The 13361-nt window shown below is 41.2% G+C and carries 11 protein-coding genes; 2 read left to right on the forward strand and 9 right to left on the reverse strand.

The features are described from left to right. A partial coding sequence (locus tag BP74_RS07965) for a transposase (RefSeq protein WP_496372839.1) occupies positions 1 to 269 on the forward strand: 269 nt, incomplete at its 5' end. Between the two features lie 207 nt (positions 270 to 476). On the opposite strand, the gene BP74_RS07970 is transcribed toward BP74_RS07965, so the two are convergent. The 3 genes from BP74_RS07970 to BP74_RS07980 all read right to left on the reverse strand — a co-directional run bounded on the left by BP74_RS07970 (position 477) and on the right by BP74_RS07980 (position 4190). Further along, positions 477 to 1274 (reverse strand): uroporphyrinogen-III synthase, encoded by a 798-nt coding sequence (locus BP74_RS07970; RefSeq protein ID WP_496372841.1) that lies wholly within the window; start codon positions 1272 to 1274, stop codon positions 477 to 479. 37 nt (positions 1275 to 1311) lie between these two features. Further along, complete coding sequence (locus tag BP74_RS07975) at positions 1312 to 2277, reverse strand: DUF4271 domain-containing protein (protein ID WP_496372843.1); 966 nt, start codon at positions 2275 to 2277, stop codon at positions 1312 to 1314. A 125-nt stretch (positions 2278 to 2402) separates the two neighbouring features. Continuing rightward, entirely contained in the window at positions 2403 to 4190 is a 1788-nt protein-coding gene (locus tag BP74_RS07980; protein ID WP_496372845.1) for a BamA/TamA family outer membrane protein, read from the reverse strand. 121 nt (positions 4191 to 4311) lie between these two features. Between BP74_RS07980 and hemW the strand changes: the two genes are divergently transcribed. Then, complete coding sequence (gene hemW / locus BP74_RS07985) at positions 4312 to 5418, forward strand: radical SAM family heme chaperone HemW (RefSeq protein ID WP_496372847.1); 1107 nt, start codon at positions 4312 to 4314, stop codon at positions 5416 to 5418. A gap of 56 nt (positions 5419 to 5474) precedes the next feature. Here hemW and BP74_RS07990 read toward each other — a convergent pair whose 3' ends face one another. The 6 genes from BP74_RS07990 to BP74_RS08015 form a co-directional block, all read right to left on the reverse strand. Further along, the gene (locus BP74_RS07990; RefSeq protein ID WP_496372849.1) at positions 5475 to 6524 is read right to left on the reverse strand and encodes an NAD(P)H-dependent glycerol-3-phosphate dehydrogenase; all 1050 of its coding nucleotides are present in this window, start codon (positions 6522 to 6524) and stop codon (positions 5475 to 5477) included. Positions 6525 to 6704: 180 nt separating this feature from the next. Further along, positions 6705 to 8072 (reverse strand): efflux RND transporter periplasmic adaptor subunit, encoded by a 1368-nt coding sequence (locus BP74_RS07995; protein ID WP_496372851.1) that lies wholly within the window; start codon positions 8070 to 8072, stop codon positions 6705 to 6707. Between the two features lie 102 nt (positions 8073 to 8174). Continuing rightward, positions 8175 to 9617 (reverse strand): TolC family protein, encoded by a 1443-nt coding sequence (locus BP74_RS08000; RefSeq protein ID WP_496372853.1) that lies wholly within the window; start codon positions 9615 to 9617, stop codon positions 8175 to 8177. A 30-nt stretch (positions 9618 to 9647) separates the two neighbouring features. After that, positions 9648 to 10820, reverse strand: a complete 1173-nt coding sequence (locus BP74_RS08005; protein WP_496372855.1) for a trans-sulfuration enzyme family protein — start codon at positions 10818 to 10820, stop codon at positions 9648 to 9650. Continuing rightward, the gene (locus BP74_RS08010) at positions 10807 to 12144 is read right to left on the reverse strand and encodes an APC family permease (RefSeq protein ID WP_496372857.1); all 1338 of its coding nucleotides are present in this window, start codon (positions 12142 to 12144) and stop codon (positions 10807 to 10809) included. The genes BP74_RS08005 and BP74_RS08010 overlap by 14 nt, the downstream gene beginning before the upstream one ends. A 123-nt stretch (positions 12145 to 12267) precedes the next feature. After that, positions 12268 to 13239, reverse strand: coding sequence for a M23 family metallopeptidase (locus BP74_RS08015; RefSeq protein WP_496372859.1), 972 nt, complete (start codon positions 13237 to 13239; stop codon positions 12268 to 12270). Positions 13240 to 13361: the final 122 nt, after the last annotated feature.

Consider the following 13361-nt stretch of genomic DNA (forward strand, 5'->3'; position numbering starts at 1 on the left):
GGCAAAGTCTAAGCACTTTTTATGAGTTTCCAGGGTGCATCAGAAAAATAATATACACCACCAATATTATTGAGAACATCAATAGGATCATAAGAAAGTACACAAAGACAAAATGCAGCCTGCCCAACGATCAGGCAGTAGAAAAGGTAGTGTACCTGGCACTGATGCAAATAGCCAAAAAATGGAGCCAGCCCCAGGATGACTGGGCCACCATGCTGGTAAACTTTATTGATATATTCGGTCAGGAAAGATGTGATGTTGAAGTATAAACCCTTTGCACAGTTATCTAAACTGGATAGAAAACCAGCTTACACAGATAAGTTAACACTCTCAGTGATTGCTTTATTACAAAAGTCAAAGTCAGAATTGCTGCCCGCTTGAATTCATTCTGGATCGTGCTGAAACATTGCGTAAAAGGCATAAAAAAGCACCCATAAGGTGCTTAAGAATTTCGTGATATATAGAAAGCAATTATTCTACTTTTTCTTCAGTTCACTTAGCAGGAACTTTTCCAGGGCAGCTACCATGGAAGGAGATTGAGGTTCAGGAGCCTTAATGCCTAACTTTAACCCGGCTTCCTCTATGGCCTTGCTGGTATTATTACCAAAAGCGCCTATAACAGTACCATTTTGTTTGAATTTGGGAACGTTGTCAAATAAGCTTTTCACACCGCTGGGAGTAAAAAAACAGATTACATCATATTCAATACTGGTAAGGATCTCTTTTACATCCGTGCTGGTTGTTCGGTACATGAAGGCAAGGGAAAAATCACAATTATTGGCTTTTAGCCAACCTGTAATTTCACTATCCTGTTGATTTTCAGAACATACATACAAGAACTTTTCGTTGCTTTTATGTTTGTTGATAACATCAAAAAGGCTTTTGTTGGTGCCATCAGCTCCATAAAACACTTTACGCTTGCGGTATAAAATGAATTTTTGAAGGTAAAGAGCTACAGCTTCCGTAATACAGAAGTACTTGGTATCCTGCGAAACGCTGATCTTCATTTCCTCGCACACCCGGAAAAAATGATCAATCGCATTGCGGCTGGTAAAAATTACAGCCGTATGTGTTTGGATATCAATCTTTTGTTTACGGAAATCTTTTGCAGGAATTGCCTCCAGCCTGATGAAGGGATAAAAATCCAGTTCGACATCATACTTTCGACCCAATTCAAAATATGGCGATTTCTCGCTTTCGGGCCTAGGTTGAGTAATGAGTACTTTTTTTTTGCTTTTGACCGAGGTATCGGTCTTTCCCCCTTGTTTTACCATGGTGCGGTTCGGCTAACGTTATGCAAATTTAACATGTTTAACCCAATATTGTCAACAACAGTTTGTTAATCAGTAAAAGAGGAGCAATTTCAAATGCGGCAAGGTAGATCACAAAGTGTAAAAAATTGATCCTGATCTGGCGATGAATTGTGACATAGGATAAAAAATAGCGGTACACCAAAAGCCCTATAAGTGTTCCTACGCCAAGGGTTAAAGCTACCTGGCTGATAGTTCCATTGGTAAATGCCAGCACTATAATAAATGGCAGTAAGGCAATACCGAGGATCTTATTGGTAGTAAAGACGATAAAAATATATCCATCAGAAACTTCTGAAGCCTGTAATATCCATCCTATGAATTTCATGACTATGAATTTGACCCCGTAAATGGCAGCAAGTGCTGCAATACAATACAGGAACAGGATCCAGAAATTGAATTGCATACCAAGACCTACTTCCTGCAACACAAGAGCCACAAACATTCCGGCACTAAAAAGAAAAAAGATATTCAGTAATAAGGAAGGTAAGGGGCTGGAAACCAACTGCTCCTTGATTTGTCTTTGCCTGACGCTTGTCCGGAAGAATATTTTAAACAGATCCTGTATATAGCGGTAAAAACTGTTTTTAATAATGGCAAAAAATATCAACAGCCCTATAAGGGTATAAAATATAGCTTCTTTCCCCTCCCATTGTTTGATACTGATGGTATGCCGGGTGGGATTTGTGAATTGAAAGAATGGATGGCCGTTGAATTTTGATGAATCAGAATTATAGGCTGGCTGAACTGCCCAAATGGTATCTCTTCTTGAATTGGGTAAAAAAACATCAATTATCGAAGCAGTGTCCGGTTTTGTAGGCATTGCTCCTACAACCTGTCTTGGCTTTCGGATCGTTTTTATGGGTGTGGCTACTGTATCTGTTAACGGGATACTATCATTCACCTCCTGTGACCATACATTCAGACCCGCCAGGATCATCCCAAACAAAAACAGGTATTTCAACATAAGCTGCAAAAATATTCTCCTACATGATCAGGCCCTGAAGTTTATAGCCCAAACACATAGAGTTATAGTCAATTGAATATTGGTCTTCCTGCTGCAATGATTGAAATGCTTTACCCAGTTTGGTTTTAAAAGAAACTGGCAAATCCAAGGTGTAGTTTTGATTGCCTTAAATTCCATTCAACATCATTACGACGGCCCAAAGCCCACGCAAGATTAATGATTCCTGCTTTGGTTTCAAAAGAAAGTCCAACCCCGGTACTTAAATAAGTATGAGAACTTTCAGCTTCCTGTAAGTGCTTGCCATATCCTCCATCCACAAATCCAAAAAAAGCTGAATTTAATCCTATTAAGTAGCGGTATTCAGCAGTGCCGATGGCATATTGAGAAACAAACTGGCTTTCTTCGTCAAACCCTCGTAATAACCGGTAGCCTCCTATCCGGAATAATTCATTGCGGTAATAACTGGCACTTTGATAAAGGCCTGTACTTAACCCCAGTTTGAAGGAACTTTGACGTCCCACAGGAATATAATGGGCTGCGGAAGCAGTGATCCTGAATTGATACACCTTAAGTTTTACGGTATCATACAATTGCTCAAATTTAAAAGAGGGATCAGAAGGATCTTTTAATTCAAGGATGGCAGCATTCTTTTTAATTTTCTTGGTACCTGCCGTTGAAGTAAAATTGAATTCATTACCTTTTTTAGGATTAAACTTATAGTTGGTGTTATTAAAACTATAGGATACACCAAGGTTCAAGGAACTGACATCTGCTTCTCTTGGCAATATCCGTGTTTGCATCACCTGGTTTGTATTTACACCATTCAGAATGGTTTGCCTTCTTTGCAGAAATACTGAGCCGGTTTGGTTATTACTGATCCTGTAGGTAGTTCCCAGGTTCATATTCAGGTTTAAAAAAGTACTGTCTTTTTTATACATGTCGAGTGAAAAAGCAATACCAAAGTTCGATTGAAATAAATAGGGCTGTTCATAGACCAGGTTCAACCGCGGTGAGCTTTTTTGTAATTGCTGCCATACCAAACCAATGGTTTCCCCCGAGCCCAGGGCATTACGTAGCAGGATATTAGCGTCAACTGTTAATAATAGTTTTTTGCTGCCGGAGGCCTGGTTGCTATTGGGTAAAAATCCAATAAGCGCATTCACCTGGTTGCTATTCTTTTCCTTCAGGTAAAGATTTAAAACAGAACCAGTGCCCAATAAACTCAGGTCAGAAGGTTTTTCCTCCTGCAGGTAAGTAAGTTCTCTGAGTTTGGGAGAAATACCGTGTAGTAGTTTTTTGTTGTAAAGACTACCATTGGAAATGCCAAGGTAATGCTGGAGGTAATTGTTATTGATCTTTACATTGCCAAAAACCCGTATACTATCGATCTTATATCGTGGTCCTTTATCAACCATTAATACCGCTTCTACTTCCTCTCCATGAATGGCAATGCTGTCCAGGAAAACCTTTCCAAATGGATGCCCGTTATCTTCCAGGTAATCAAGGATCTTCTTTTGACCTTCCTGCAAAGAATTGAAATCAACAGGCCCCGTAAAGACTTTATCATTCCAATGAGCCGCTTCCAGGATCGTAAGATTGGCAGGCGAGGTAGAAAGCCTGGCCCATTTATACTGATCGCCAAGGTAAATGACCACCCTTCCGGAAACAGAATCCAATTGGAGGCTATCCAAAGAGGCAGTTATATAGCCTTTGGACTGCAGTAAGGAAGATAGATTATTTACATATAAAGAAGCTTCGAGCCTGGAAGGAAAAGCAGACTGTAGACCTGCATATTGTTGTAACCGGGAGGAATCCACATCAACCCCAATGTATTGCATCCTGTACACCTGTGCATAGGAGCACAAATGTGTTAAAAAGAAAATTACTGTAAGCAGGTGCTTTAGTTTTGCCATAGAATAAAAGCCGGTAGCAGGCAGATGATAGCAGAAAGTATTACACTTTAGTCATCTACCCTCCATCACTGATTCATTACCAACAAAGATTGAAAAGATAACGAAATTGTCAGGAATTTATTTGCATATACCATTTTGTAAACAGGCCTGCACCTATTGCAATTTCCATTTTTCTACCTCCCTTCGTTATAAGGATGATCTGCTGAAGGGTATTCTAAAAGAAACAGTGCTGGAAAAAGAATACCTGGAAGGAAAGCCTGTCGAAACCATTTACTTTGGTGGTGGCACGCCAAGTTTACTTTCCATCAGAGAAATAGAGTTACTGCTGGAATCCATCCAGAAAAATTTCTCTATTACCCCGGGGGCAGAAGTCACACTGGAAGCCAACCCGGATGATATAACTGCCGAAAAATTAAAAGGATGGAAAAATGCTGGCGTCAACCGGTTAAGTATTGGGGTACAATCTTTTTTTGAAGAAGAATTACGATGGATGAACAGGGCGCACAATGCCGTTCAGGCAATGGAAGGACTGGAACTGGCCACCAGCCAGTTTGAAAATATAACCATGGACCTTATTTATGGATCGCCCTTGCTTACGGATGAAATGTGGAAACAAAAAGTTGATACAGCCATACGCCTTGGAATACCCCATCTTTCCTGTTATGCCCTGACGGTGGAAGAAAAGACCCCTTTACAAAAAATGATACAGTTGCAACAACGAAAAGATGTTGACAATGATAAACAAGCCAGGCAGTTTTCATTACTTATGCAATGGCTGAAGGAAAAAGGATATGAACATTACGAGGTATCCAATTTCGCGTTGAAAGGATTCCGCAGCCGTCATAATTCTTCCTATTGGAAAGGGGCCAGCTATTTGGGCTTAGGACCTTCAGCGCATTCGTATAATGGACTTGAAAGAAGATGGAATGTTGCAAATAACTACACCTATATTAATTCTATCAATGAAGGTCACCCGAAAAGGGAAACAGAGAAGCTGTCTGAATCAAACAGGATCAATGAGTATATCATGATCTCCCTAAGAACAATGGAAGGCCTTGACATGGATGTTGTAACAAGGCTATGGGGCCATGAAGAAAGAAAAAGGATCGAATCACAATTAGAAAAATATGTTAATGGCGGGTTTGCCATAAAGGAACTTTCGCAGGTCAGATTAACTGATGAAGGCATGCTCCGTGCTGATGGCATTGCTGCAGATCTCTTTATTTAAGCAGTATACTTTAATTTATTACTGATCCGTCTATATATAAGGTAAATGGGTAGTTATCAAACCAATACTTCCTCGATCATTTGAAAACCTTCTTCTGCATGCATCTTAGCCCATAGTATCTTATAAATGGTTTCGGCAATAGGAATGTCTGCCCCGATCTTTTGATTGATATTATAAATACATCTTGATGCATAGTATCCTTCTGCTACCATATTCATTTCCAACTGGGCCGATTGTACTGTATAGCCCTTACCTATCATGTTTCCAAATGTGCGGTTGCGGCTATAGAGTGAATAACAGGTTACTAAAAGATCACCCAGGTAAACAGAGGCGGCGTAATTGATATCTTTCCTTTGATTGGGTAAACTGGCTTTCTGGTGTTCGCCCACCACCATATGTTGCGCACCTACCTTACGTAGAAAACAGGCCATTTCATCAGCACTGTTGGCTATATAAACGCTAAGAAAATTATCTCCATACTCAAGCCCATGAGCGATACCTGCACCCAAAGCATAAATATTTTTCAGAACAGCTGCATATTGAACACCCAATATATCAGTATTGATAATGGTATTGATATACCCTGTATGGAACAAAGAAGCAATATTTGTGGTGGTCACTTCATCTATACCCGAAAAAGTAAGATAAGACAACTTTTCCGCAGCTACTTCTTCTGCATGGCAGGGCCCCAAAACGGCAAAATAGTTTTCAAGCGGCACTCCGCATTGTTTTGATAAATGCTCATTTAATAAAACATCTTCTCCAGGGACCAATCCTTTTATAGCAGATAAAATCTTTTTGTTTTGGAATGAAGCCTGATCAATCTGACCCAGCACCTCGAGTATGTAAGCAGAAGGAACTGCAATCACTATCAGATCCGAAGCATTCACCACTTCCTGCACGTCTTCAGACATATTAAGTAGCGAAATGTCGAAATAAGCCGAACTTAAATAATTAGGATTATGCCTGCGGCGCTTTATATAGTCAATAGATGATCTCTTCCTGATCCACCAGTTTACCTTTTGCCCATTGTCGGTCAATATTTTCACCAGGGCTGTGGCCCAGCTTCCATTACCAATTACACCAATATTGAAGGATCTTTCCATGCAAAGAATTAAGAATTTGCGGGCTAAATTACCAACGGGAGTAACAAGTATGCTAAGTCATTTTATACAACTGACTTTCCTATACCTCTACTTACTTGATGACAAAAATAATTCCTTCAATTATACTATTATCAATCTAAATGAGATCAACATAAGAACGACATCAACCCGGTTTACTGATCACTTCTCAAATAGCTTTTCCTGTGTTACTATTTTGACCTTATCGCCGGTCTTCAGTGTTTTACTTACAGCATTATAGGGACCGGTAACAATTTGTTCACCCTCTTTCAAACCACTGTTTACTTCTATGTAGTTAATATCCTGGATACCGGTTGTCACCACTCTTTTCTCGATCTTATTATCTGCAGTCACAATAAAAACTACTTCTTCCAGGTCTTCACCGGCAACAGTATTCTGGGCATCATCAGTATTGATGCTGTTATCCTTATTTTTTAATTGTTGTTTTTTCTTATCCTCAATATTGGTATCAGTTCCTTTTACCCTTGCTGCCACAGAAGCAATGGGAACGCTGATCACGCCGTCTTTTCTTTTAGTTTTAATATCGGCACTCGCATTCATACCTGGACGGAAAGGGAACTTTTTGGGTCTTAATGGATCTAAAAGGTCCTGGTAACCTGCAGGATCCAAACGAATATGCACTTCGTAATTGGTAACATCATTTGAACTGGTAAGACTGGCGGTCTTGGTGCTCGCAGCGATCTGGGTAACGATACCACTGAACTTCCGCTTATTATATGCTTCAACCTCCACGTCGGCCGAATCGCCAATACTGACCTTTACAATATCATTTTCTCCCACATCCACCCGCACTTCCATTGAGCTCATGTTGGCAACACGCATCATCTCAGTACCCACATTAAAGCTATTACCTGCTACTCTTTCACCCTTTTTCACACTTAAAGAGGAGATCACGCCATTCATAGGTGCGGTAAGTGTTGTCCGGCTCAGGTTCTTATTAGCAGCTTCAAGGCTGGTCCTTGAGCTTTGCGTGCCGGCCTGCAAGCTCCTGATATTTTGAAGGGCAGCATTGTACTGCGCCTGCGACGACCTGTATTTTGTTTCGAATTGTTCAAATTCTGCTTTAGAGATCACTTTCTGGTCAAAAAGGTCCTTATTCCGGTCATAGGAGATCTTATCCTGGTTAAGTTGTGCCTTCAATGCCTGTAAAGAAGCCTGGCTGTTAGCTACAGTAGCCTGTGACTGGGCTACACGTGCTGCTGCTTCATCTCTCTGGGAAGAATAGATATCAGCATAGATGCGTGCCAATACCTGGCCTTTCTTTACGCTGTCACCTTCTTCCACATTGAGTTCCGTAATCTCTCCCGAGATATCAGGACTTATCTTGACCTCTATTTCAGGATAAATTTTACCACTGGCTGTAACCGTTTCAATGATGGTTCGCTTTTGCGCTTTTTCAGCCGTAACTTTTATGCCCTCATTGGAGTTTCCTTTTACCAGTTTCCCAACCACTAAAAGAAGAATCAATACTCCCAAGCCGATCAAAATCCATTTAACTGTTTTATTCATAATACCCCCATTCCATAAAGGAAGATTTTGTGACACTGGTTTTCACCAGCGTCATTTTATTTTTGTTCAATCAGAATTCATTTATCCTTACCTCCAATACAACTATAACTTCATTCCCTCTCCCTTGTAAAATTCAAGAAGTTTCATTCTAAACACATATTCAAACTGGGCTGCCAATGCATCCAGCCTGGATCTGAATAAGCTATTTTGGTTGGTGATCAGTTCAATAGTTTGCAACAAACCGGCTCCATATCTTTTCTGGGAAAAATCAAAAGCTTTTTCAGCCGCCTCAACTCCTTTACGGGCTGAAAGATAGCGCTGTTGGGCACTGATAGCATTATTATACGCACCATAAATATCCTGCTGCAAGGTAAGGTTGTCCTGGTCTACCTGCAGTTGTATGCCTTCTGCATCTAAACGTGCCCGGTCCCAGACAGTACGCAACCGCCTGTTATTGAATATGGGAATGGATAAATTAAGTCCCACAGCCTGACTAAGGTTTACATTAAAGACCTGTTTACCGAAGGGTGTATTTTGTGACACTACTGATACACCAGGCCTTACAGCATAAAATTTGGTTCCGGGAGCAGTTTCCACATACCCTAAAGTATCCAACTTACCTGATGGTGTTACAATAAAGTTCTCCTGGTCTGGAAACAGGCTCGAATAACGGGAACCTATATTGGCAAATGCTGAAATAGTTGGGAACATTGACGCCCTGGCAACCTGAATGTTTTTTAAAGCAGCCTGGTACCTGAATTGATTCACCCGCTGCTGGGGAAGATTTTTCAGAGCCAGTTGGTAAACCCTGGCGGGTTGCAGATCAGCCAGGGGCTCCAAAGGAATTGTTGTAACATCAGGCTTTTCTATATCAAAATCAACCGCCATATCCAGGTTCAGTAATGCTTTTAACTGGATCAGGTCCTGCTGGTAGGTAGAAACATTACCGATATAGGTGGCACTATCCGTGGCCAATTGCGCTTCAAGCTCCACAGCATTCAATTCAGGCAATACCCCAGCTTTTACCTGCTTGCGTATATTATCCAATTGTGATTGTCTCTGGCCTATCTGCAGGCTGCTAACATCTATTTGCTCACTAGCAAGCAAGGCCTGGAGGTAAGCAACAGCCACATTTAAGGCGATATCGTTTCTTGCTTTATCCGTAGAAGCATCCGCTGCCTGCTTGCTCAACTTATCGGCTTCGACCGTATAATGCTGGGAAAACCAATTGAACAAATTGACACTTGACTGTAACTGGAAATTGCTAAAAAAAATACTCTTGTTTTCAAATGAGTTAGTAGCAGGGTTTATGGACCGGCCAAAATTATAACCACCATTGGATGAAAACCCCAGGTTAGGAAGTCTTCCAGCCTCACTAAGCTTTAATTGCAATGCGGATATGCGCGCCTGTATGTCTGCCTGCTTTACAGAAATATTATTCTGCATGGCATAGGTTACACATCGTTGCAGGTCCCATTTATCCTGTGCTTTTACTGAGCATATACTTATCAACAAAAAGAAAAAGCCTAGTGATGGTCGCTTCATAACTGTAAAAATAATGCAATTGATCAGAGTCTATATACCATTCAAAGCCTGATTTAGGTCATCTATCAGGTATGATGGCTCTTCGAGTCCTGTATAAATCCTGATATACTGGTGGTCAATATTGTTCTTATCGAAGTCTGCCGGCAAAAGCCCGGCACATTTTGGGATCACCAGCGATTCATGTCCCCCCCAGCTTACTGCCATAAAAAAATGGCGAAGTGATTCACAAAAGCGGGTGATGGAATCCATGGTGCCATCCTTGAGTGTGATGGTCATTAAACCGCAGGCTCCCTCCATTTGTTCCTTCGCCAGCTTGTATTGAAGAAATGATTCATCCAGAGGAAACAGGACCTTGTCGATCTTAGGATGTGATTGTAAAAATTCCAAAACCTTTTTACTTGTATGCGTGATCCTTTCCAGCCTGGCTGGCAATGTCCTTAATCCACGTAATAATAACCAGGCATTAAAAGGAGAAATGCCACTTCCTACATTGAGGTATTCAGAATCAAATATCCTTTTGATCATTGAATGTGAACCTGACAACACACCCCCTAAAGTGTCACTGTGTCCACTGATATATTTTGTAGCCGTTTGCATGCTCAGATCAATGCCTAAGGCGATCGGTCTTTGATAGAGTGGTGTGCAATAACTATTGTCGATCATTGTGACAATATTGTTCTCCTTTGCCAGGGCCACCACCTCCTTCAGGTTCTGAATGGCAAATGTCCAGGAGTTGGGAGACTCCAGGTATATTAATGTAGTGTATGGCTTCAGTGCCGCTTCAAAGTTTTTTGTATCAGTTCCATCTACATAGGTAGTCGTAATACCAAACCGGGGCAGGATGACATCGAACATTTTTTGAGCCCAGGTATAAGGGCTTTTTACTGAAACAATATGGTCACCGGCTTTTACATTAGCAAGCACACCTGCGAAGATGGCAGCGGCACCGCTTCCAAATACCAGGCAATCCTCCGCCTGGTCAAGAGCTGCCAGCTTTTTCCTGAGTATATCAACTGTTGGATTCAGGCCACGGCTATATAAATAGCCGCCCATTTCGTCTTCAAAAGCAGTACGCATCTCCGCAACCGTTTTAAAAGCAAAATTGCTGGACTGCATGATAGGTGGTGCAATTGCATTGAAATAGTTCTCCCGGTCTTCGGCTAATTCATTGATAATATAAGACAGGTCCTTAAGAGGAGACATATTTTTTTCTTTTGATTAGAGTAACAATAAAATAGATCAGCAGGAAGGCAACAAATACGGCAATGCCTGTCCATGCCAGTTCAGGGGTATTGACCCAGATGCTTATACCTACAAAAATGTATGCGACTATGAACACCAGTGGCATTAATGGGTAAAGTTTCATTTTATAAATTCCCGAACCATCCAGGTGCCTTGTTCTTTTTCGTATGATGAAAATAGTTGCGGCTGATGTAGCCATACCAATTGAATCAAGGAAAATGGTAAAACCAAGTATTTTATCAAAGGTCTTGGCAAAGCAAAGTACAATAATGCCAATAGCTGCAAAGGCTGTCAAACTTACTGTTAATACATCCTTCCTTTCATCCTTTTTTTTGAAGGATGCAGGCAGGATCCCATCTTCGCTCATGGCATACATGACCCTGGGATTGCTTAAGAGTAAAACATTTACATACGCCAATACAGCTACGAATAGCAACACTGATGAAACCATTCGGCCAGTGGGACCAAACATCTTTTCCGCTACTATAGAAGCGATACCCCTGGAAGTTTTCAGGTCTTCAAACCCGATAGCATTATAATAAGCGAAACTTACTGCTAGGTATAGTGTTATAATGATTAGTAAGCCGATAAAGATACCTTTAGGAATGGTTCGCCTGGGATGTTCTATCTCTTCACCAAAATTGATGGTTTGCTGGTATCCGCCATAGGTGAAAGAAACAGCAATAAGGGCGATACCAAAAGATTTTACATAATCCATCCAGGTAAATTCCTTCACGGCTGTGACTGCCTGGTGGTTATTGCCTGTAATAAAAAAGATCGAAGAGATCAACAATACAAGCATACCTATCTTGATGATCATTAGAATATTTTGGGCCAGGGCACTCATACGCAATCCCAGGAGGTTCACTCCATAAAATATCAATATCGGGATCATAGCAATGATAGACTTTACCAATAGTGCCGGTTCTGCGCTAAACAGTACCTGGGAGATATATTCACTGCCAATTAATGATACTCCAGCCATTGAAGCTGCATTGGATATCAGGATAATGCAATTGATGGCAAAGGCTATGGAGGGATGGTAACATTCTGCAAACACTTTATAATAGCCCCCAGTTACAGGAAAACGGGAGCCTATTTCGGCATAGGTGAGCGCACCGCACAAAGCAATCAATCCACCGGCTATCCAGGCAATAAAAAATACGCCGGGCGTAATCGATGCATTGGCTGCATCGGCTGAAGTTCGGAAGATGCCCATTCCTATCACCAACCCAACAACGATCATGGTCAGGTCAAACAGTTTCAGCTTTGGTCTCTCTGTCATGCGTTGAAGATAATAAGAGTTTGTGTTACAGGAGTTTATTGAACACCTTAAACTTCTTAAATATACGCAGGTATTGAAATAAAATTCCAGGAACAATGCTTTGAAAAGCGCTTACGCATTCAGTTAATCAAAGCTTTGGTTGGAAGCAGATGCACGTTTCAACAATTCGTCGAACTGTTGCGGACTAAGATCATTATAGAAGAAATAAACGGGATCTAGTTTCTGGCCATTCTTATGCACTTCGTAGTGGCAGTGTGGTCCTGTGGACTTTCCTGTAGATCCAACGTAGCCTATCAGGTCTCCCCTTTCCACGCGCTGGCCTGCTCTTGCCTTTACACGCACCATATGACCATACAAGGTTTCATATCCATACCCGTGATTGATCACAACATGGTTACCATAACCATTTCCGGTATTACCAGCCGTTTTGACCATCCCATTGGCAGTTGCATAAATGGGTGTTCCCTGGGCTGCTGTAAAATCCAGCCCTGCATGCATTTTAACGGTTTTGTAAATAGGATCAATACGATAACCGAAACCAGAAGCAATACGGTTTAGATCCTTATTACTAACCGGTTGTATAGCTGGCGTTGCTGCAAGCAGTTTTTCCTTGTTATTGATCAGGCCAGCAATTTCATTGTAGGAAGATTTTTGAGCGGCGATCCTGTTTTTCAGATTGGTAAGTGTCATACTGATAGACCGCACCAATTCATTGCCACTCATCCGCTCCACCCTTGCAATTTCTTTTTGCTTCTCCAAAAATGTGGCCCTTGCGCTATCAGGTAAGGGACTTGCTTCAAAAATGCTTCGATACACACTGTTATCTCTTTTCTCCAATTCAGCCATTTTCATCTGTATCTGGGCCACTGAATCATTGAGGTCCTCGAAATCCTGTTTCAATTGCGAATTTTGAATGCGCAGGTATTTCTCATTAGGGGAGCCTACAAACTGGAAAGCGAAATAGGAAATAAGAGCCGCTGTAACAAACGCTGTGGCAATAAAGGCAAAAAACCTCAGGAATTTAACCCTTAATGGTGTTACCAGCTTTTCATACCGTAACGTATGCGTATTATAGAAATATTTGATTTTTTTCATGGTGGCGATTGGATCGTGAAACGGCAATCGTCAAATACTGAACCTGCACAACCATTAGTCTATCTATCATTACAATGCCAGGCATAGTGAAAATTCAAATGGCCAATTGACGATTCACGATG

It is taken from the genome of Flavisolibacter ginsengiterrae DSM 18136 (assembly GCF_059568575.1).